The 20,133-nt window shown below is 71.9% G+C and carries 19 protein-coding genes; 16 read left to right on the top strand and 3 right to left on the bottom strand.

All coding sequences use genetic code 11. The features are described 5' to 3' along the window. Positions 1-11: 11 nt before the first annotated feature. Together ABTY62_RS11095 and ABTY62_RS11090 are read right to left on the bottom strand one after the other, a co-directional pair. Positions 12-1,241, bottom strand: a complete 1,230-nt coding sequence (locus ABTY62_RS11095; protein ID WP_352129148.1) for a DUF349 domain-containing protein — start codon at positions 1,239-1,241, stop codon at positions 12-14. Positions 1,242-1,449: 208 nt separating this feature from the next. Continuing rightward, complete coding sequence (locus tag ABTY62_RS11090; protein WP_352129147.1) at positions 1,450-2,325, bottom strand: peptidylprolyl isomerase; 876 nt, start codon at positions 2,323-2,325, stop codon at positions 1,450-1,452. A 146-nt stretch (positions 2,326-2,471) separates the two neighbouring features. Between ABTY62_RS11090 and ABTY62_RS11085 the strand changes: the two genes are divergently transcribed. The 4 genes from ABTY62_RS11085 to ABTY62_RS11070 all read left to right on the top strand — a co-directional run bounded on the left by ABTY62_RS11085 (position 2,472) and on the right by ABTY62_RS11070 (position 6,923). Next, on the top strand, positions 2,472-3,188 hold the full coding sequence (locus tag ABTY62_RS11085) for an MBL fold metallo-hydrolase (RefSeq protein WP_352129146.1): 717 nt from the start codon (positions 2,472-2,474) through the stop codon (positions 3,186-3,188). A gap of 13 nt (positions 3,189-3,201) precedes the next feature. Continuing rightward, positions 3,202-4,464, top strand: coding sequence for a histidine--tRNA ligase (hisS, locus tag ABTY62_RS11080; protein ID WP_352129145.1), 1,263 nt, complete (start codon positions 3,202-3,204; stop codon positions 4,462-4,464). Positions 4,465-4,765: 301 nt separating this feature from the next. Then, the gene (locus tag ABTY62_RS11075; RefSeq protein ID WP_352129144.1) at positions 4,766-5,428 is read left to right on the top strand and encodes a vitamin K epoxide reductase family protein; all 663 of its coding nucleotides are present in this window, start codon (positions 4,766-4,768) and stop codon (positions 5,426-5,428) included. A 49-nt stretch (positions 5,429-5,477) separates the two neighbouring features. Then, positions 5,478-6,923 carry a replication-associated recombination protein A gene (locus ABTY62_RS11070; RefSeq protein WP_352129143.1) on the top strand — a complete coding sequence of 482 codons (1,446 nt, stop codon included), beginning with the start codon at positions 5,478-5,480 and terminating at the stop codon, positions 6,921-6,923. Between the two features lie 16 nt (positions 6,924-6,939). Here ABTY62_RS11070 and ABTY62_RS11065 read toward each other — a convergent pair whose 3' ends face one another. Further along, entirely contained in the window at positions 6,940-7,839 is a 900-nt protein-coding gene (locus ABTY62_RS11065) for a DUF2470 domain-containing protein (protein ID WP_502997440.1), read from the bottom strand. A 56-nt stretch (positions 7,840-7,895) separates the two neighbouring features. Between ABTY62_RS11065 and rpsD the strand changes: the two genes are divergently transcribed. The 12 genes from rpsD to ABTY62_RS11005 all read left to right on the top strand — a co-directional run bounded on the left by rpsD (position 7,896) and on the right by ABTY62_RS11005 (position 20,051). Continuing rightward, positions 7,896-8,510 (top strand): 30S ribosomal protein S4, encoded by a 615-nt coding sequence (rpsD, locus tag ABTY62_RS11060; protein ID WP_311725807.1) that lies wholly within the window; start codon positions 7,896-7,898, stop codon positions 8,508-8,510. Positions 8,511-8,751: 241 nt separating this feature from the next. Then, the gene (locus tag ABTY62_RS11055) at positions 8,752-9,183 is read left to right on the top strand and encodes a DUF948 domain-containing protein (RefSeq protein WP_311725909.1); all 432 of its coding nucleotides are present in this window, start codon (positions 8,752-8,754) and stop codon (positions 9,181-9,183) included. Between the two features lie 9 nt (positions 9,184-9,192). Then, positions 9,193-9,522, top strand: coding sequence for a DUF6167 family protein (locus ABTY62_RS11050; RefSeq protein ID WP_352129141.1), 330 nt, complete (start codon positions 9,193-9,195; stop codon positions 9,520-9,522). Further along, the gene (gene alaS / locus ABTY62_RS11045; protein ID WP_352129140.1) at positions 9,522-12,191 is read left to right on the top strand and encodes an alanine--tRNA ligase; all 2,670 of its coding nucleotides are present in this window, start codon (positions 9,522-9,524) and stop codon (positions 12,189-12,191) included. The genes ABTY62_RS11050 and alaS overlap by 1 nt, the downstream gene beginning before the upstream one ends. Before the next feature lie 5 nt (positions 12,192-12,196). Beyond that, on the top strand, positions 12,197-12,661 hold the full coding sequence (gene ruvX, locus ABTY62_RS11040) for a Holliday junction resolvase RuvX (protein ID WP_352129139.1): 465 nt from the start codon (positions 12,197-12,199) through the stop codon (positions 12,659-12,661). Positions 12,662-12,757: 96 nt separating this feature from the next. Continuing rightward, the gene (gene mltG / locus ABTY62_RS11035; RefSeq protein WP_352129138.1) at positions 12,758-14,638 is read left to right on the top strand and encodes an endolytic transglycosylase MltG; all 1,881 of its coding nucleotides are present in this window, start codon (positions 12,758-12,760) and stop codon (positions 14,636-14,638) included. A 6-nt stretch (positions 14,639-14,644) separates the two neighbouring features. Further along, positions 14,645-15,508: a shikimate dehydrogenase gene (locus tag ABTY62_RS11030; protein WP_352129137.1), complete on the top strand. Its 864-nt coding sequence runs from the start codon at positions 14,645-14,647 to the stop codon at positions 15,506-15,508. Positions 15,509-15,767: 259 nt separating this feature from the next. Next, entirely contained in the window at positions 15,768-16,952 is a 1,185-nt protein-coding gene (aroC, locus tag ABTY62_RS11025; protein WP_352129136.1) for a chorismate synthase, read from the top strand. 44 nt (positions 16,953-16,996) lie between these two features. Beyond that, the gene (locus ABTY62_RS11020; protein ID WP_352129135.1) at positions 16,997-17,479 is read left to right on the top strand and encodes a shikimate kinase; all 483 of its coding nucleotides are present in this window, start codon (positions 16,997-16,999) and stop codon (positions 17,477-17,479) included. Then, a complete protein-coding gene (gene aroB, locus ABTY62_RS11015) occupies positions 17,476-18,570 on the top strand; it encodes a 3-dehydroquinate synthase (protein WP_352129134.1) in 1,095 nt (364 codons plus the stop codon). Before ABTY62_RS11020 ends, aroB begins: the two co-directional genes overlap by 4 nt. Next, a complete protein-coding gene (aroQ, locus tag ABTY62_RS11010; RefSeq protein ID WP_311725815.1) occupies positions 18,567-19,007 on the top strand; it encodes a type II 3-dehydroquinate dehydratase in 441 nt (146 codons plus the stop codon). Before aroB ends, aroQ begins: the two co-directional genes overlap by 4 nt. Before the next feature lie 150 nt (positions 19,008-19,157). Next, positions 19,158-20,051, top strand: coding sequence for a Pro-rich N-terminal domain-containing protein (locus ABTY62_RS11005; protein ID WP_352129133.1), 894 nt, complete (start codon positions 19,158-19,160; stop codon positions 20,049-20,051). Positions 20,052-20,133 lie beyond the last annotated feature (82 nt).

Here is a 20,133-nt window from a genome sequence, read left to right as displayed (position 1 = left end):
AGGTGTGCTCCTCAGCCGCCGAACTCCTCCAGGCCCTTGAGCGCCTGGTCCAGCAGCGCCTGGCGGCCCTCCAGCTCCTTGGCCAGCTTGTCGGCCTTGGCGTTGTTGCCGGCCGCGCGGGCGGCGTCGATCTGCCCGCGAAGCTTGTCCACGGCGTCCTGGAGCTGTCCGGTCAGCCCCTGGGCGCGCGCCCGCGCCTCAGGGTTGGTGCGCCGCCACTCGGCCTCCTCGGCGTCCTGGATGGCGCGCTCCACCGCGTGCAGCCGGCCCTCGATCCGCGGCCGGGCGTCCCGCGGCACATGGCCGATGGCCTCCCAGCGCTCATTGACCGTGCGGAAGGCCGAGCGCGCCGCCTTCAGGTCGGAGATCGGCAGCAGCTTCTCCGCCTCGACGACCAGCTCCTCCTTGCGGGTCAGGTTCTCCCGCTGCTCGGCGTCGCGCTCGGCGAACACCGCGCTGCGCGCCTGGAAGAAGACGTCCTGCGCGCCGCGGAACCGGTTCCACAGGTCGTCCTCGGACTCGCGCTGGGCGCGGCCCGCCGCCTTCCACTCCGCCATCAGCTCCCGGTAGCGGGCGGCGGTCGGACCCCAGTCGGTGGAGTCGGACAGCGACTCGGCCTCGGCGACCAGCTTCTCCTTGGCCTGCCGGGCCGTCTCGCGCTGCGCGTCCAGTGAGGCGAAGTGCGCCTTGCGCCGCTTGGAGAACGCCGAGCGGGCGTGCGAGAAGCGGTGCCACAGCTCGTCGTCCGCGCGGCGGTCCAGGCGCGGCAGGCCCTTCCAGGTGTCGACCAGGGCGCGCAGCCGCTCCCCGGCGGCCCGCCACTGCTCGCTGGCGGCCAGCTCCTCGGCCTCGGTGACCAGCGCCTCCTTGGCCTGGCGGGCCTCGTCGGCCTGGACCGCCTTGGCCGCGCGGCGCTCCTCGCGGCGCGCCTCGACATCGCTCGTGAGCTTGTCGAGCCGCTTCTTGAGCGCCTCCAGGTCGCCGACCACATGGTGCTCGTCGACCTGGTGCCGGATGTGTTCGATGGCCGCCGTCGCGTCCTTGGCCGACAGGTCCGTGGTCTGGACCCGGCGCTCGAGGAGGCCGATCTCGACGACCAGGCCTTCGTACTTGCGCTCGAAGTAGGCGAGGGCCTCTTCAGGAGATCCCGCCTGCCACGACCCGACGACCTGCTCACCGTCGGCCGTACGCACGTACACGGTCCCCGCCTCGTCGACGCGGCCCCAAGGCTCGCTGCTCACAGCGCCTCCTCCACATGATGCCGAGGCGGGCGCGCGGCCCGCCGGCATCGTCCACAGTTTCTTCCGGCCGGGATCCACCCGGACCGGCCTCGCAGCAGGGTGCGCCCGCCGAGGCAGCCTCCCTGCACAACGCCAACATAGGCGAACGGTGGCCCGGCTGTCCGTATCCTGCGCGACCGAAATTTCGCAGTACGCGCGCCGGAGGCGGTCAGGACGTGCCGACCGTCGCCTTGTTGATCAGCACGGTGGCGTTCGGGGCGGTGTTCCCGGTCTGCGGGTCCGGCGCCGCCGCGCCCCCGTCGGCGATCTTCTTGAGGACCTGCATGCTTTCCTTGTCGAGGGTGCCGAAGGGGGTGTAGTAGGGCGGGAGCTGGCTGTCCTTGTAGACCAGGAAGAACTGGCTGCCGCCGCTGTCCTTGCCCTTCTTGGTCTGGGGGTCGTACTGGTTGGCCATGGCGACCGTGCCGGCCGGGTACGTGTTGCCCTTGATGCTCGCGTCCTTCAGGTTCTCGTCCGGGATGGTGTAGCCCGGGTCGCCCATGCCGGTGCCCATCGGGTCACCGCACTGGAGGACGAAGATCCCCTGGTTCGTCAGCCGGTGGCACTTGGTGTGATCGAAGTAGCGCTTCCCGGCCAGGAAGTTGAACGAGTTCACGGTGTGCGGGGCCTTGGCCGCGTCCATGGTGATGGTCATGTCACCGCAGGTGGTCTGGAGCTTCATGGCGTACGAAGCCGACTTGTCGACAGTGAGCTCCGGCTCCTTCTTCCACGACATGGTCTTCGGCTTCTTGTCGCCCGCCTCCTTGGCCCCCTTGGCGCACGGGTCCGGCGCCTTGGTCGTGGGGGTCGGCGTGGGCGTGGGCATCGTGGGCTCGCTCGCTTTGTCGGACTTCTTGTCCCCATCGCCGCCGGACAGCGCGCTGACGGCGGTCACGACCCCGCCCGCCGCCAGGACCACGGCCAGTGTGGACGCGATCACCACATAGCGCCGGCGCTGCTTGTGCCGGGCGGTCTCCCGGCGCTGCTGCTGCCGAAGGTACTTCTCCCGTGCGAGCTGCCGCCGACGCTGCTCGTTACTGACCACCGGGTCGTCTCCCTCATGCCGTATGCCGTCGCTGACGTATGTGATGACTCGGCCGTACCGTATACGGGTTCGCTGTGGCGGGAGCGCCGCCGGTAGGCTCTGAACGGCCGACTTCCACCTTTGCCGGACGACTCTTAAGGACGATCGTGCTTATTGCCGGGTTCCCCGCCGGGGCCTGGGGGACCAACTGCTACCTGGTCGCCCCCGCCGCCGGTGAGGAGTGTGTGATCATCGACCCGGGCCATCAGGCGGCCCAGGGCGTCGAGGAGACACTGGCCAAGCATCGGCTCAAGCCCGTCGCCGTCGTCCTCACCCACGGCCACATCGACCACGTCGCCTCGGTGGTCCCGGTCTGCGGCGCCCATGACGTACCGGCCTGGATCCACCCGGCCGACCGCTACATGATGAGCGACCCGGAGAAGGCCTTCGGACGCTCGATCGGGATGCCGCTCATGGGCGAGCTGACCGTGGGCGAGCCGGACGACCTCAAGGAGCTGACCGACGGCGCGCGGCTGGACCTGGCCGGTCTCGAGTTCTCCGTCGCGCACGCCCCGGGCCATACCAAGGGGTCGGTGACCTTCGGGCTGCCCGAGCGGGCGGACATCCCGTCCGTCTTCTTCTCGGGCGACCTGCTCTTCGCCGGCTCCATCGGACGCACCGATCTGCCCGGCGGCGACCATGCCGAGATCCTCGAGTCCCTGGCCCGTGTGGTCCTGCCGCTCGACGACTCGACCGTGGTGCTGTCCGGCCACGGCCCCCAGACCAGCATCGGCCGAGAGCGCGCCACCAACCCGTTTCTGCGACAGGTGGCCGACGGCCTCGGAGACGGCGCCCCGGCGCCCGCTCCGCGACGAGGAATGTGACGAGAGACTTTCCGTGAGCACCTTCCAGGCCCCCCGGGGCACCTACGACCTGATCCCGCCGGACTCCGCGGCCTACCTCGCGGTGCGCGACGCCATCTCCGGGCCGCTCAAGCGCTCGGGCTACGGCTATGTCGAGACGCCCGGCTTTGAGAACGTCGAGCTCTTCGCGCGCGGTGTCGGTGAGTCCACCGACATCGTCACCAAGGAGATGTACACCCTCACCACCAAGGGCGGCGACCAGCTCGCGCTGCGCCCCGAGGGCACCGCGTCCGTGCTGCGCGCCGCGCTGGAGGCCAATCTCCACAAGGCCGGAAACCTGCCGGTCAAGCTCTGGTACTCCGGCTCCTACTACCGCTACGAACGCCCGCAGAAGGGCCGCTACCGCCACTTCTCGCAGGTCGGCGCCGAGGCGATCGGCGCCGAGGACCCGGCGCTCGACGCCGAGCTGATCGTCCTGGCCCACGACGCGTACCGCTCGCTCGGGCTGCGGAACTTCCGGATCCTGCTGAACTCGCTGGGCGACGCCACCTGCCGCCCCGCCTACCGGGCCGCCCTCCAGGACTTCCTGCGCGGCCTCGAGCTGGACGACGACACCCGGCGCCGGATCGAGATCAACCCGCTGCGGGTCCTGGACGACAAGCGCGAGGCGGTGCAGAAGCAGCTGGTCGGCGCGCCGATGCTGGGCGACCACCTGTGCGAGGAGTGCAAGCAGTACCACGAGCAGGTGCGCGAGCTGCTGACCGCCGAGGGCGTGGCCTTCGAGGACGACCCCAAGCTGGTGCGCGGCCTGGACTACTACACCCGCACCACCTTCGAGTTCGTCCACGACGGGCTCGGCTCGCAGTCCGCGGTCGGTGGCGGCGGCCGCTACGACGGCCTGTCGGAGATGATCGGCGGGCCCGCGCTGCCCTCGGTGGGCTGGGCGCTCGGCGTGGACCGTACGGTGCTGGCGCTGGAGGCCGAGGGCATCGAGCTCGACCTGCCGGCCGCCACCAGCGTGTTCGCGGTGCCGCTCGGCGAGGAGGCGCGCAAGGTGCTGTTCGGCGCGGTCACCGGGCTGCGCCGGGCGGGGGTCGCCACGGACTTCGCGTACGGCGGCAAGGGCGTGAAGGCCGCCATGAAGGCGGCGAACCGCAGCGGGGCGCGGCTCGCGGTCATCGCGGGGGAGCGGGATCTCGCCGAGGGCGTCGTCCAGCTCAAGGACCTCGGGTCCGGCGAGCAGACGGCGGTTCCGCTGGACGGCCTGGTCGAGGCGGTCCGCGCCCGTCTCGGCTGACCCGACGGCGTCAGCCTGCGAATCCGCGACGAATCCGCGCCCATGCCGCGCCCAATCCGCGCCCGCCGTCAACTCGGCGGGCGCGGATTCACTCTGTCAAGGAGAGGCGACGGTGGCGGTCCGGGAACTCTCCACCCGCACCCTGCTGAGGTGGCTTATGCCCACCGAACGGGGGACGGAGGAGGATGGCCGAGACCGTGCCGCATTTCGGCGAGGGGCGGTCCGGACGTCCCCGATGCGGCAGAATGTCCGTGCTTGACGGGGGCGACACATGGACTCGGTGGGATGGCGGAACGGCGATATGGCGACGACAGCGGTGGATGAGGTGCGCTCCGACGAGGCCCGGCAGGACGGCGACGCACGGGTCGCGGTCGGAGGCGGTCGCGCCTTCGCCCTGCTGCTCGTGATCACCGGCGCGCTCGGGCTGCTCGCGGCGTGGGTCATCACGATCGACAAGAACAAGATCCTCGAGGCCAAGGCCGTGGGCAAGACCTTCACGCCCGGCTGCAGCCTCAACCCGATCGTGTCCTGCGGCAACATCATGGAGAGCGAGCAGGCCCATGCGTTCGGCTTCCCGAACCCGATGCTCGGCCTGGTCGCCTACGGAATCGTGATCTGCGTCGGGATGTCCCTGCTGGCCGGGGCCCGCTTCCCCCGCTGGTACTGGCTGACCTTCAACGCCGGCACCCTGTTCGGCGTCGGATTCTGCACCTGGCTCCAGTACCAGTCGCTGTATGTCATCGGCTCGCTGTGCCTGTGGTGCTGCCTGGCCTGGGTCGCCACCATCGTGATGTTCTGCTACGTCACCGGCAAGAACATCAAGCACGGGTTCCTGCCCGCGCCGGACGGGCTGCGGCGCGGACTGCTGGAGTTCCACTGGGTGGTGCCGGTGATGTGGGTCGGCGTCATCGGCATGCTGATCCTGACGCGGTGGTGGGACTTCTGGACCGGCGCCCAGGGGTGAGGCGCCCTTCCCGCCAGGCGCTGTCAGTGCGGTGACATAGGCTTCCCGCGTGGAGCCAGACCTGTTCACCGCCGCCGCAGAGGAACGCCAGGAGAAGGACCCGGCCAGCAGTCCGCTGGCCGTGCGCATGCGCCCGCGCACGCTCGACGAGGTCGTGGGCCAGCAGCATCTGCTGCGGCCCGGCTCTCCGCTGCGGCGGCTCGTCGGCGAGGGCAGCGGCGGCCCGGCCGGGCCGTCCTCCGTCATCCTGTGGGGCCCGCCCGGCATCGGCAAGACGACCCTCGCGTATGTCGTCAGCCAGGCCACCAAGAAGCGCTTCGTCGAGCTGTCGGCGATCACGGCGGGGGTGAAGGAGGTGCGGGCCGTCATCGACGGCGCGCGCCGCTCCTCCGGGGCGTACGGGCGGGAGACCGTCCTCTTCCTCGACGAGATCCACCGCTTCAGCAAGGCCCAGCAGGACTCGCTGCTGCCCGCCGTCGAGAACCGCTGGGTCACGCTCATCGCGGCCACGACGGAGAACCCGTACTTCTCGATCATCTCCCCCCTGCTGTCCCGCTCGCTGCTGCTCACCCTGGAGTCGCTGACCGACGACGACCTGCGCGGGCTGCTGCGCCGTGCCCTCGCCGACGAGCGCGGCCTCGGCGGCGCGGTCACGCTCCCCGAGGACGCCGAGGGGCATCTGCTGCGCATCGCGGGCGGCGACGCGCGGCGTGCGCTGACCGCGCTGGAGGCGGGCGCGGGCGCCGCGCTGGCCAAGGGCGAGTCCGCGATCACCCTCACGACCCTGGAGGAGGCGGTCGACCGCGCCGCGGTCAAGTACGACCGCGACGGCGACCAGCACTACGACGTCGCCAGCGCGCTCATCAAGTCCATCCGTGGCTCGGACGTCGACGCGGCGCTGCACTACCTGGCCCGGATGATCGAGGCGGGCGAGGACCCCCGGTTCATCGCGCGGCGGCTGATGATCTCCGCGAGCGAGGACATCGGGCTCGCCGATCCGACGGCCCTCCAGACGGCCGTCGCAGCCGCCCAGGCCGTGGCGCTGATCGGCTTCCCCGAGGCGGCGCTGACCCTCGGCCATGCCACGGTGGCGCTGGCGCTGGCCCCGAAGTCCAACGCGGTCACGCGCGCGATCGGCGACGCGCTCGCCGACGTCCGGGCCGGGCTGGCCGGGCCGGTCCCGCCGCATCTGCGCGACGGCCACTACAAGGGCGCCGAGAAGCTCGGCCACGCGCAGGGCTATCTGTACCCGCACGACCTGCCCGGGGGCATCGCGGCGCAGCAGTACGCACCGGACAAGCTCCACGGCAAGCGGTACTACGAGCCGACGCGCTACGGGGCGGAGGCGCGGTACGCGGACGTGGTGGAGCGCGTGCGCGCCCGCCTCCGCGGCGAACCCCCACCCCCACGCCCACCCCAGCCCGCGGCGGGGGAGTCCTCAGCACCGGCCGGTGCGGAGGGCGAGGCCGACTCGGGGGCGTCCGGCGGATCCTGACGCCTGCGGCGGTCCTCTAGTCCGCCTGGTCCGCCTGGTCCGCCTGGTCCGCCGCCGCGTCGAAGAGCGTGTGCATCGCGCGGCGGAGTTCGGAGACGTTGCGCACCGGCTCCGGGAAGTCGAAGCGCGCGTCGAAGGGGCTGCCGGGCGCGTCGGGGAAGCGGACGCGGAGGCCGAAGCGGTCCAGGGCCACCGGGATGGCGCGGCCGCGCGCCCCGCAGGCGCGGTCCGGGTGGTCGTCGAGCAGGGTGCACAGGCGGCGCAGCTGGTCGGCGTGTGCCGCGTGCAGATGCTGGAGGAGCTCGGCCTCGTGCGGGGCGAGCGGGTCGGGGGCCGCCGTCGTGAAGTCCTCCGGCTCGACTGCCTCCGCGCCCCACAGGTCGTCCACGCACGCCTCGCCGACCTCGAGCCGCAGCAGTGCCCACCCGCCGCCGCCCCCGGCCAGCGCCTCGCCGATGCCGAGCAGCTCGCCGACCGGATGCCGACTGGCCAGCAGCGCGGCGCTCGCCGCGCGCTGCCGGTCGCGTACGGGGGTGAGCCACCCCGCGACCCAGGCGCGCCCGCGGATCCGGTGGGGGATCGCCACCGGGGCGACGTCCGTGATCTCCATCACGCAGGTCAGCTCGTCGTCCTGGGCGTACGCCGCGGCGCGGGCGGCGGCAGAGCCGCCGGGCAGCAGCAGGAGCACATCGCCGTCGGGGGTGACGGCGCGCGCGGCCGGGGCGTCGGCGAGGTGCTCGCCGGGGGTGGCGGCGGCCTCGATTCCGGGAATGGAGAGCGACGCCGTAGCCTTGGACTCCACGAGAGTGCGTACTCGCTCCGCCGCCGATGGCCGCGGAGCTTCTTCCTTGGGACGCGGCTGACCCTCCTCGGTGCTCTGAGCAGTGCTGGGCAGGGGGATCCCAGGTCGAAACATGCGTCCTCCTCGGCTAAGGTAAGGCTCACCTAACTTATATCGGAGGTTCGTTCCCCGTGCCCAACCAGTCGCGTCCCAAGGTCAAGAAGTCGCGAGCGCTCGGCATCGCGCTGACCCCGAAGGCCGTCAAGTACTTCGAGACCCGCCCCTACCCGCCGGGCGAGCACGGCCGTGGCCGCAAGCAGAACAGTGACTACAAGGTTCGGCTGCTCGAGAAGCAGCGTCTGCGCGCTCAGTACGACATCAGCGAGCGCCAGATGGCGCGTGCCTACGACCGCGCTCGGAAGGTCGAAGGCAAGACGGGCGAGGCCCTGATCATCGAGCTTGAGCGCCGTCTGGACGCGCTCGTCCTGCGGTCCGGTCTGGCCCGCACCATCTACCAGGCCCGCCAGATGGTGGTCCACGGCCACATCGAGGTCAACGGCCGCAAGGTCGACAAGCCCTCCTTCCGGGTCCGCCCGGACGACGTCGTGATGGTCCGCGAGCGCAGCCGCGACAAGCACCCCTTCCAGGTGGCGCGCGAGGGTGGCTACGCCCTGGACGGCGAGACCCCCCGCTACCTCCAGGTCAACCTCCAGGCGCTCGCCTTCCGCCTGGACCGGGACCCGAACCGCAAGGAGATCCCGGTGATCTGCGACGAGCAGCTCGTCGTCGAGTACTACGCCCGCTGATCCAGCCGGACGGCTCGGACGTACGCAGCGCGCTCCGCGGGCCCCCTTCGACATGGTCGACGGGGGCCCGCGAGGCGTTTCCGGCCGAGGGGAAACCGGTTCGGGCAGGGCTGTCCGGCGCGATAAGGTCGATACCTGCCGCCCGTCCCGGATGACATGGCTCACCCGCCAGTGACGGGCCGATGGACGACCTACCCACGACGAGCAGCAGCAGGGAGCGTGCACCGTGTCCGGTGGAGAGGTGGCCGGGATTCTCGTGGCCGTCTTCTGGGCGATCCTCGTGTCCTTCCTCGCCCTCGCCCTGGTGAGGCTCGCGCAGACGCTCAAGGCGGCGACCAAGCTGGTGGCCGAGGTCACCGAGCAGGCCGTGCCGCTGCTCAGTGAGGCGTCCGCGACCGTGCGCTCCGCCAACACCCAGCTCGCCCGCGTGGACTCGATCGCGGCGGATGTGCAGGAGGTCACCTCCAACGCCTCCGCGCTCTCCTCGACCGTCTCCTCGGCCTTCGGCGGGCCGCTGGTGAAGGTCGCCGCGTTCGGCTACGGCGTGCGCCGCGCGATCGGCCGCAAGGGGCAGCCGCAGCCGGAGGGCGAGACCACGCGCACCGTCGTCGTCGGCAGGACCCTGCCGTCCGCCCGCCGGGGCGGCCGCCGCAACCGTGGATCGAAGGGCTGAGAGACCGGAATGTTCCGCCGCACGTTCTGGTTCACCACCGGGGTCGCAGCCGGTGTGTGGGCCACCACCAAGGTCAACCGCAAGCTGAACCAGCTGACCCCCGAGAGCCTGGCGGCGCAGGCCGCCGACCGGGCGGTGCTGGCGGGGCGGCGGATCAAGGTCTTCGCGCTCGACGTACGCGAGGGCATGGCCGACCGGGAGGCGGCGCTCAAGGACGCCCTCGGCCTGAGCGCGGCGCCCCCGCAGGACCGGAAGCAGCTGCCCGCTCAGCGCGGACGCGCCCAGGTCACGCAGAATTACTTGTACAACCACCCAGAAGCCGGAAATGAGGACCACTGATGGAGTCGGCTGAAATCCGCCGCCGCTGGCTGCGCTTCTTCGAGGAGCGCGGGCACACCGTCGTGCCGTCGGCGTCGCTCATCGCGGACGACCCGACGCTGCTGCTGGTCCCCGCGGGCATGGTCCCCTTCAAGCCGTACTTCCTCGGCGAGGTGAAGCCGCCCTTCGACCGCGCCGTCAGCGTGCAGAAGTGTGTGCGCACGCCGGACATCGAAGAGGTCGGCAAGACCACCCGCCACGGCACGTTCTTCCAGATGTGCGGCAACTTCTCCTTCGGCGACTACTTCAAAGAAGGCGCCATAAAGCTCGCCTGGGAGCTGCTGACCACCTCCGTCGCGGACGGCGGCTACGGCCTGGAGCCCGAGAAGCTCTGGATCACCGTCTACAAGGAGGACGACGAGGCCGAGCGCATCTGGCGCGACGTCATCGGCGTCCCCGCCGAGCGCATCCAGCGCCTGGGCATGGGCCCGAACTTCTGGTCCATGGGCGTCCCCGGCCCCTGCGGCCCCTGCTCGGAGATCAACTACGACCGCGGCCCCGAGTTCGGCGTCGAGGGCGGCCCGGCCGTCAACGACGAGCGGTACGTGGAGATCTGGAACCTGGTCTTCATGCAGTACGAGCGGGGTGCGGGCGAGGGCAAGGAGGACTTCCCGATCCTCGGCGACCTGCCCTCCAAGAACATCGACACCGGTCTCGGCCTGGAACGCCTCGCGATGATCCTCCAGGGCGTCCACAACATGTACGAGACCGACAACCTGCGCGCCGTGATCGACAAGGGCACGGAGCTGACCGGCGTCGCCTACGGCGCGGGCCACGACTCCGATGTCTCGCTGCGCGTGGTCGCCGACCACATGCGCACCTCCGTGATGCTCATCGGCGACGGCGTCACCCCCGGCAACGAGGGCCGCGGCTATGTGCTGCGCCGCATCATGCGCCGCGCCATCCGCAACATGCGCATCCTCGGCGCCACCGAGCCGGTGGTCAACGAGCTCGTCGACGTCGTCCTGAAGTCGATGGGCCAGCAGTACCCGGAGCTGCTGACCGACCGCAAGCGCATCGAGACCGTGGCCCTCGCCGAGGAGGCCGCCTTCCTGAAGACGCTGAAGGCCGGCACCAACATCCTCGACACCGCCGTCACCGACACCAAGGCCGCCGGCGGCACGGTGCTCGCCGGCGACAAGGCGTTCCTGCTCCATGACACCTGGGGCTTCCCGATCGACCTCACCCTCGAGATGGCCGCCGAGCAGGGCCTCTCGGTGGACGAGGACGGCTTCCGCCGCCTGATGAAGGAGCAGCGGGAGCGGGCCAAGGCCGACGCCAGGGCCAAGAAGACCGGCCACGCCGACCTGTCCGCCTACCGCGAGGTCGCCGACACCGCCGGCTCGACCGTCTTCACCGGCTACACCGACACAGAGGCCGAGTCGACCGTCGTCGGCCTGCTGGTCGACGGCCTGCCCTCGCCCGCCGCCACCGAGGGCGACGAGGTGGAGGTCGTGCTCGACCGCACCCCGTTCTACGCCGAGGGCGGCGGCCAGCTCGCCGACTCCGGCCGGATCCGCCTGGACTCCGGCGCCGTCGTCGAGGTGCGGGACGTCCAGCAGCCGGTGCCCGGGGTCAGCGTGCACAAGGGCACCGTCCAGGTGGGCGAGGTGACCCTGGGCGCCGGGGCGTACGCCCAGATCGACGTCAAGCGCCGGCGCGCCATCGCCCGCGCCCACAGCGCCACCCACCTCACCCACCAGGCGCTGCGCGACGCCCTGGGCCCGACCGCCGCCCAGGCGGGTTCGGAGAACTCGCCCGGCCGCTTCCGCTTCGACTTCGGCTCGCCGGCCGCCGTGCCCGGCGCGGTCCTCACCGACGTCGAGCAGAAGATCAACGAGGTGCTCTCCCACGAGCTCGATGTCACCGCCGAGGTGATGAGCATGGAGGAGGCCAAGAAGCAGGGCGCCATCGCCGAGTTCGGCGAGAAGTACGGCGACCGGGTGCGCGTGGTGACCATCGGCGACTTCTCCAAGGAGCTGTGCGGTGGCACGCATGTGCACAACACCGCCCAGCTGGGTCTGGTGAAGCTGCTCGGCGAGTCCTCGATCGGCTCCGGCGTGCGCCGGGTCGAGGCCCTGGTCGGCGTGGACGCGTACAACTTCCTGGCCCGCGAGCACACCGTCGTCTCCCAGCTCACCGACCTGGTCAAGGGCCGGCCGGAGGAGCTGCCGGAGAAGATCTCCGGGATGCTGGCCAAGCTCAAGGAGGCCGAGAAGGAGATCGAGCGGTTCCGCGCCGAGAAGGTCCTCCAGGCCGCCGCCGGGCTGGCCGCGGGCGCCAAGGGCGTCCGGGGCGTGGCCCTGGTCACCGGCCGGGTGCCGGACGGCACGGCCGCCGACGACCTGCGCAAGCTGGTGCTGGACGTGCGCGGGCGCATCCCGGGCGACCGCCCGGCCGTCGTCGCCCTGTTCTCCGTTGCCAACGGCCGCCCGGTGACCGTCATCGCCACCAACGAGGCCGCCCGCGAGCGCGGCATCAAGGCCGGCGACCTGGTCCGCGCCGCCGCCAAGACCCTCGGCGGCGGAGGCGGCGGCAAGCCGGACGTCGCCCAGGGCGGCGGCCAGAACCCCGAGGCCGTCGACGAGGCCGCCGCCGCCGTCGAGCGGCTCGTCGCGGAAGCGGCCTGAGCGCCGTGCGACGCGGCAGGCGCATCGCGATCGACGTCGGGGACGCCCGGGTCGGGGTCGCCTCGTGCGACCCCGACGGGATCCTCGCCACCCCGGTGGAGACCGTGCCGGGGCGGGACATCCCGGCCGCCCACAAGCGGCTGGTGGCCATCGTCGAGGAGTATGAGCCGATCGAGGTGGTGGTCGGCCTTCCCCGCTCGCTCAGCGGGCGGGAGGGGCCGGCCGCGGCCAAGGTGCGCACCTTCGCACGGGAACTGGCGCGCCGCGTCGCGCCGGTCCCGGTGCGGCTGGTCGACGAGCGTATGACGACTGTCACAGCGGCCCAGGGTCTGCGGGCTTCCGGCGTGACCTCGAAGAAGGGCCGCTCGGTCGTTGATCAGGCGGCCGCGGTCGTCATTCTGCAAAGCGCACTGGAGACCGAGCGTGTCTCCGGGCGGGCGCCGGGCGAGGCCGTCGAAGTGGTCATCTGATCGCGATACGGTAACGTTCCGCGCGGCCAAGGCAGCCGTCGCCTGGCGTGAGAACGGGCGATTCCTCGGCTGCCTACGTGCGTCGCTAGGGGTTTGATGACTGACTACCGCCGGGGTAACGGCTCCCAGCCGTGGGATCCTGAGGACCCGTTGTACGGGGACCAGGGATGGGGCGGGCACCAGACGGTGGCCGGTCACGATCAGTACGCCCAGGGGACCTACGCGCAGGAGCCGCACGCCCAGCACGGCTCATACGGCCAGGACGGCTACGGCCAGGACCCTTACGGCCAGGGTGGTCAGCAGCAGGGCGGCCACCAGCAGGGCGGCCAGCAGGGGCAGTACCCGCAGCAGGGGTACGGGCAGGACGGCTACGGACAGCAGGGCTACGCCCAGGACCCGTACGCCGCTCAGGATCCGTACGGCCACGACCCGTACGCGCACCAGCAGTACCCCCAGGGCTACCCGCAGGATCCCCAGCAGCAACAACAACAGCCTCAGCAGCCCCACCAGCCGCACTGGGACGGCCACGACACCGGCAGCTACCCGCAGCAGGCCCAGCAGGCCCAACATCCGCAGCAGCCGTACGGCAACGGCGGCTGGGAGGGCGGGCACGCCGCGCCCGGCGACCCTTACGGCGGCCAGCAGCAGGCCCCCCAGGAGCCCGTCACCGGGCAGGTCCCGCAGGCCAGACAGGCCGAGCACGACCAACCCGACGAGCCCGACGACGACCACCCGTTCTTCCGGGACGACGACGGCGCGGGCGACACCCGCCGCGACGGCCGGCCCGACCGCGGCGGCCGGGCCGGCCGTGACGACCGCGGCGACGACGAGTACGACGACGACTACGACGAGGATGAGGACGAGTCGCGCGGCGGCCGGGAGGGCCGCAACAAGCCCCCCAAGCGGCGCAGCGGTGTGGCCTGCCTGTTCGTGACCGTGGTGCTGGTCGGCGTCGTCGGCGGAGGCGGTTACTTCGCCTACCAGTTCTGGCAGAGCCGCTTCGGCCCGGCGCCGGACTACTCGGGCGACGGCAGCGGTGAGATCACGGTCGAGATCCCCGCGGAGGCGAGCGTGACCGCCATGGGGAACATCCTCAAGGACAAGGGCGTCGTGAAGAGCACCGGCGCGTTCATCGAGGCGGCCGACGCGAACCCGAAGGGCGGCAGCATCCAGCCCGGTTCGTACACGCTGCGCAAGCAGATGTCCGCGGCGGCGGCCGTGAAGCTGATGATCGACCCGGCCAGCAGCAACGGCCTGATCGTCACCGAGGGCATGCGCAACGCGCAGGTCTACGCCGCGATCGACAAGAAGATCGGCCTCAAGGCGGGCACGACCAAGGACGTCGCGGCCAAGGAGGCCAAGAACCTCGGGCTGCCGGACTGGGCCGACGACAACTCCAAGATCAAGGATCCGCTGGAAGGGTTCCTCTACCCGTCCCGCTACAGCGTCGGCAAGGACGCCAAGCCCAAGGACGTCCTGCGGCAGATGGTCGCCCAGGCGAAGAAGAACTACGCCAACTTCGACATCGAGGGCAAGGCCAAGGACCTGGGCCTGAAGTCGCCGCTCGAACTCCTCACCGTCGCCAGCCTGGTCCAGGCGGAGGGCGTCACCCATGACGACTTCCGCCAGATGGCCGAGGTGATCTACAACCGCCTCGAACCCGGCAACACCCAGACCAATGGCAAGCTGGAATTCGACTCGACGTACAACTACATCAAGAACCAGAGCAAGATCGATATCTCGCTGCAAGAGATCAAGAACTACGACAACCCCTACAACACGTACTTCTACCGGGGGCTGACGCCGGGTCCGATCGGGAACCCCGGGGAGGACGCGCTGGTGGCGGCGACCAAGCCCACCAAGAGCGGCTGGTACTACTTCATCTCGCTCGACGGCAAGACGACCAAGTTCACCAAGACGTACGCCGATCACCAGAAGCTCGTCGACGAGTTCAACCGGCAGCGCAAGAACAGCTGAGGAAAGATGTCGGAAAACCGCAGGGCCGCGGTGCTCGGCTCGCCGATCGCCCACTCCCTGTCCCCGGTGCTCCACCGCGCCGCCTACGAGAAGCTGGGGCTGGCCGGTTGGGCCTACGACCGCCACGAGGTGGACGAGGCCGCGCTGCCCGGCTTCTTCGAGCGGCTGGACGCGACGGCCGGAGACCGCCCCTGGGCGGGGCTGTCCCTGACCATGCCGCTCAAGCGCGCGGTCATCCCGCTGCTCGACGGGATCAGCGACACGGCGGCGTCGGTGGAGACGGTCAACACGGTCGTCTTCACCGACGACGGCCGCCGGACCGGCGACAACACCGATATCCCCGGCATGGTGGCGGCGCTGCGCGAGCGCGGCGTGGAGCGGGTGGCGGGCGCCGCGGTGCTGGGCGCCGGGGCCACCGCCTCCTCGGCGCTGGCCGCGCTGTCCCGCGTCTGCGAGGGCGAGGTCACCGCGTATGTCCGCAGCGAGGCGCGGGCCGCGGAGATGCGGCAGTGGGGCGAGCGGCTGGGGGTGGCGGTCCGCACGGCGGACTGGGCCGACGCGGCCCAGGCGTTCCGCGCGCCCCTGGTGATCGCCACCACCCCCGCGGGCACCACGGACGAGCTGGCCGCGGCCGTGCCCGACCGCCCCGGTGCCCTCTTCGACGTGCTGTACGACCCGTGGCCGACGCGGCTCGCCGCCGCCTGGGCGGCGCGCGGCGGCGCGGTGGTCAGCGGTCTGGACCTGCTGGTGCACCAGGCGGTGCTCCAGGTCGAGCTGATGACGGGCCTGGCCCCGGCCCCCCTGTCCGCGATGCGCGAAGCGGGCGAGGCGGCCCTCGCCGAGCGGGCCGGGGGCACCTCCCAGCGGTAGCTGGGGGCGAGCCGAAGGGGCGCGCCGCTGTCGAAAGGGAGAGCGCGCGGAGGCCCTGAGGAACGAAGGGCCGAGCACGGTCGACCGTCGACAGGGGCTGTAGCGCCCCGGAGGAGAACCGAAGGGGGAGAGTCCCGCCTGTTGGACCGGCGCTCGTAGGTGTTCTCGGACGTGGGAGGATCGGAGGTGGCGGGCCCGGGGCCGCGCGCTCCCCGAGGCCATGCCGCCGTACGTCGAGGCGCGAGCATGAGGAGCACCGTTGAGCAGGTTGCGCTGGCTGACCGCGGGGGAGTCGCACGGCCCCGCACTCGTGGCGACGCTGGAGGGGCTGCCCGCCGGTGTGCCGATCACCACCGACATGGTCGCGGACGCCCTCGCCCGCCGGCGGCTCGGCTACGGCCGCGGCGCCCGGATGAAGTTCGAGCGTGACGAGGTCACCTTCCTCGGCGGTGTCCGCCATGGGCTGACCCTCGGCTCCCCCGTGGCGATCATGGTCGGGAACACCGAGTGGCCGAAGTGGGAGCAGGTCATGGCGGCCGACCCGGTGGATCCGGAGGTGCTCGCCGGGCTGGCCCGGAACGCGCCGCTGACCCGGCCCCGCCCCGGCCACGCGGACCTGGCGGGCATGCAGAAGTACGGCTTCGACGAGGCCCGGCCGATCCTGGAGCGGGCCAGCGCCCGCGAGACCGCCGCGCGCGTCGCGCTCGGCACGGTCGCCCGCTCGTACCTGAAGGAGACGACGGGCATCGAGATCGTCTCGCATGTCGTGGAGCTGGCCGCGGCCAAGGCCCCGTACGGCGTGTACCCGACCCCCGCGGACGTGGAGCGGCTGGACGCCGACCCGGTGCGCTGCCTGGACGGGGACACGAGCGACGCGATGGTCGCCGAGATCGACCAGGCCCACAAGGACGGCGACACGCTCGGCGGCGTCGTCGAGGTGCTGGCGTACGGCGTGCCGGTGGGCCTCGGCTCGCATGTCCACTGGGACCGGCGGCTCGACGCCCGCCTGGCCGCCGCGCTGATGGGCATCCAGGCCATCAAGGGCGTGGAGGTCGGCGACGGCTTCGAGCTGGCCCGGGTGCCCGGCTCCAAGGCGCACGACGAGATCGTGCCGGGCGAGGACGGCGTCCGGCGGGCCACCGGCCGCTCCGGTGGCACCGAGGGCGGTCTGACCACGGGCGAGCTGCTGCGGGTGCGCGCCGCGATGAAGCCGATCGCGACCGTGCCGCGGGCCCTGGCCACGATCGACGTCGCGACCGGCGAGCCGACCAAGGCCCACCACCAGCGGTCCGATGTGTGCGCGGTGCCGGCCGCCGGCATCGTCGCGGAGGCGATGGTGGCGCTGGTCCTCGCGGACGCGGTCGCGGAGAAGTTCGGCGGCGACTCGGTCACCGAGACCCGCCGCAATGTGCGGGGCTTCCTCGACAACCTGGCCGTCAAGTGACCGGCCGGGGGGCGAACGGTCCGGCGATCGTGCTGGTCGGGCCCATGGGTGTGGGGAAGACCACGGTCGGGCGGGTGCTCGCCGAGCGGCTGGGCACCGGCTTCCGGGACACCGACACCGACATCGTCGAGTCGGCGGGCAAGCCGATCTCCGAGATCTTCATCGACGAGGGCGAGCCGCACTTCCGTGAGCTGGAGCGGCAGGCGGTGCGCGCCGCGGTCGCCGAGCACCACGGCGTACTGGCCCTCGGCGGCGGCGCGATCCTGGACGGCGGAACCCGCGCCCTGCTGGCCGACCTGCCGGTCGCCTTCCTGGAGATGGGCGTCGCCGAGGCGGTCAAGCGCACCGGCCTCGACGCGCCGCGCCCGCTGCTCGCCGTCAATCCGCGGCAGCGCTGGCGGGAGCTGATGGAGGAGCGCCGTCCGCTGTACACCGAGGTGGCCCGCGCGGTCGTGTCGACCGAGGGCCGCACCCCCGAGGACGTCGCCGACGCGGTCCTCGACGCACTGGAGCTGAAGGACGCATGAGCACCGACACCCCCACCCGTATCCAGGTCGGCGGCACCGCGGGCAGCGAGCCGTACGAGGTCCTGGTCGGCCACCGGCTGCTCGGCGAGCTGCCCGGCCTCATCGGCACGGCGGCCAAGCGCGTCGCCGTGCTGCACCCGGAGGCGCTGGCCGAGACCGGCGAGGCCATCCGCCAGGACCTCCTCGGCGAGGGCTATGAGGCCATCGCGATCCAGCTGCCCAACGCGGAGGAGGCCAAGACCGTCGAGGTCGCCGCGTACTGCTGGAAGGCGCTCGGCCAGACCGGGTTCACCCGCAGCGACGTGATCATCGGCGTCGGCGGGGGCGCCTCCACCGACCTCGCGGGCTTCGTCGCCGCGACCTGGCTGCGCGGGGTGCGCTGGATCGCCGTCCCGACGACCGTGCTCGGCATGGTGGACGCGGCGGTCGGCGGCAAGACCGGCATCAACACCGCCGAAGGCAAGAACCTGGTGGGCGCCTTCCACCCGCCGACCGGGGTGCTGTGCGACCTGGCCGCGCTCGACTCGCTGCCGGTCAACGACTACGTCAGCGGCCTCGCCGAGATCATCAAGGCGGGCTTCATCGCCGACCCGGCGATCCTGGAGCTGATCGAGGCGGACCCGGAGGCCGCCCGCACCCCCGCGGGGCCGCACACCTCCGAGCTCATCGAGCGCTCCATCCGGGTCAAGGCCGAGGTCGTCTCCTCCGACCTCAGGGAAGCCGGGCTGCGGGAGATCCTCAACTACGGCCACACCCTCGCCCACGCCATCGAGAAGAACGAGCGCTACAAGTGGCGGCACGGCGCGGCGGTCTCCGTCGGCATGGTCTTCGCCGCCGAACTGGGCCGTCTCGCGGGGCGGCTGGACGATGCCACGGCCGACCGGCACCGCGCGGTCCTGGGCTCCGTCGGCCTGCCGCTGACCTACCGCGGCGACCAGTGGCCCCGGCTGCTGGAGACCATGAAGGTCGACAAGAAGTCCCGCGGCGACCTGCTGCGCTTCATCGTCCTCGACGGTCTGGCCAAGCCCGCGGTGCTGGAGGGCCCGGACCCGGCCGTGCTGCTCGCGGCCTACGGAGAGGTGTCCGCGTGACCCGGAAGGTGCTCGTCCTCAACGGCCCGAACCTGGGGCGGCTCGGCAGCCGTGAGCCGGATGTCTACGGCGCGACCTCCTACGCCGGTCTGGTGGAGGAGTGCGCGAAGCTCGGCGCCGAACTCGGCTTCGACGTGGACGTGCGGGAGACCAACGACGAGGGGGAGCTGATCCGCTGGCTGCACGAGGCGGCCGACGGTTCGATCCCGGTCGTCATCAACCCCGGTGCCTTCACGCACTACTCGTACGGCATGCGGGACGCGGCGGCGCAGCGCACCGCGCCGCTGGTCGAGGTGCACATCTCCAACCCGCACGCGCGGGAGGAGTTCCGTCACAACTCTGTCATCGCGGCCGTCGCGAGCGGCACCGTCGCGGGGTTCGGAATCGGTTCGTATCGCCTTGCTTTGCGTGCATTGGCGGACGAACTGGCCGGTTGACGGCGCTGGGCTGGGCACACACGGTATTCCCCGGCCGTTCACACAGCGGCGGCCGGGGCGGGTACCGTTCGGTTGGACCGGCCTCACCGCCGCGTCACCACGCGACAGTTGCCAGTACCAGACCGCCTGCACGAGACGGAGTGCCACCGGATGCAGCACTCAGTGGGAGCTCCGCTGCCGCCCCCCCATCAGCCCGGGCACGGGCCGGGCGCGGGCGGCGCCGGCTGGCCCCAGGGCACGAGCCCCCACCCGGGCCCCCCGCCGGCCCAGCACCCTGGCCCCCACCCGGCCCAGCACCCCGCCCAGCCCCCTGGCTCCCACCCTGCCCAGCCCGTTCCGCCCATTCCGCCGGCCCCGCTCCACCCGACCCCGGCCCCGCCGCCCATGGACCCGTCCGGGGCCACCGGCCACATCCAGCTCCCGCCCGGCGGCCCGGTGCCGCTGCCGCACCCGCCGACGGGCGGCGCGGCGGTGGCCGACGCCTCGCAGGCGGCGGTGGCGGTGCTGCTGATCGGCCCGGCCGGGGCGGGCAAGACGACCGTCGCCCGCCACTGGGCCGACCGCCGGCGGGTGCCGACCGCGCACATCAGCCTGGACGACGTCCGCGAGTGGGTCAGGTCCGGATTCGCCAACCCGCAGTCGGGGTGGAACGAGAACTCCGAGGCGCAGTATCGTCTCGCCCGCCGCACCTGCGGCTTCGCCGCCCGTAACTTTTTGGCCAACGGCATCTCCTGCATCCTGGACGACGCCGTCTTCCCGGACCGCCCGGTCGTGGGCCTCGGCGGCTGGAAGCGCCATGTCGGCCCCGGCCTGCTGCCCGTCGTGGTGCTGCCGGGCCTTGAGGTCGTCCTGGAGCGGAACGCGGCGCGCAGCGGCAACCGCCGGCTGAGCGACGAGGAAGTGGCCAGGATCCATGGCCGGATGGCCGGCTGGTACGGCTCGGGCCTGCCGATCATCGACAACTCCACCTACGACGTGGAGACCACGGCCCGGATGCTCGACGAGGTCGTCGCCCGCAGCATCGCCTCCCCGCCCAGCTGGTAGGCGCGCCCGGCCGACAGGGCCGGGAAGGGGCCGCTCACCCGCGGGGACCCGTCCGAACGGCCGCCCGGGGCGGCACCGCCTA

This window comes from Streptomyces sp. NPDC097640 (assembly GCF_040302705.1).
Lineage (GTDB): Bacteria > Actinomycetota > Actinomycetes > Streptomycetales > Streptomycetaceae > Streptomyces.
The sequence above is the reverse complement of the archived record's forward strand: the minus strand, read 5'-3'. Positions and strand labels throughout refer to the sequence as shown.

Excerpts from the sequence above, each read along its gene's own strand:
- ABTY62_RS11075 (WP_352129144.1), top strand. The coding sequence starts at position 4,766 with ATGGCGACGACAGCGGTGGATGAGGTGCGCTCCGACGAGGCCCGGCAG.
- ABTY62_RS11065 (WP_502997440.1), bottom strand. The coding sequence starts at position 7,839 with ATGTTTCGACCTGGGATCCCCCTGCCCAGCACTGCTCAGAGCACCGAG.
- ABTY62_RS11050 (WP_352129141.1), top strand. The coding sequence starts at position 9,193 with ATGTTCCGCCGCACGTTCTGGTTCACCACCGGGGTCGCAGCCGGTGTG.
- alaS (WP_352129140.1), top strand. The coding sequence starts at position 9,522 with ATGGAGTCGGCTGAAATCCGCCGCCGCTGGCTGCGCTTCTTCGAGGAG.
- mltG (WP_352129138.1), top strand. The coding sequence starts at position 12,758 with ATGACTGACTACCGCCGGGGTAACGGCTCCCAGCCGTGGGATCCTGAG.
- ABTY62_RS11030 (WP_352129137.1), top strand. The coding sequence starts at position 14,645 with ATGTCGGAAAACCGCAGGGCCGCGGTGCTCGGCTCGCCGATCGCCCAC.
- ABTY62_RS11020 (WP_352129135.1), top strand. The coding sequence starts at position 16,997 with ATGGGTGTGGGGAAGACCACGGTCGGGCGGGTGCTCGCCGAGCGGCTG.
- aroB (WP_352129134.1), top strand. The coding sequence starts at position 17,476 with ATGAGCACCGACACCCCCACCCGTATCCAGGTCGGCGGCACCGCGGGC.
- ABTY62_RS11005 (WP_352129133.1), top strand. The coding sequence starts at position 19,158 with ATGCAGCACTCAGTGGGAGCTCCGCTGCCGCCCCCCCATCAGCCCGGG.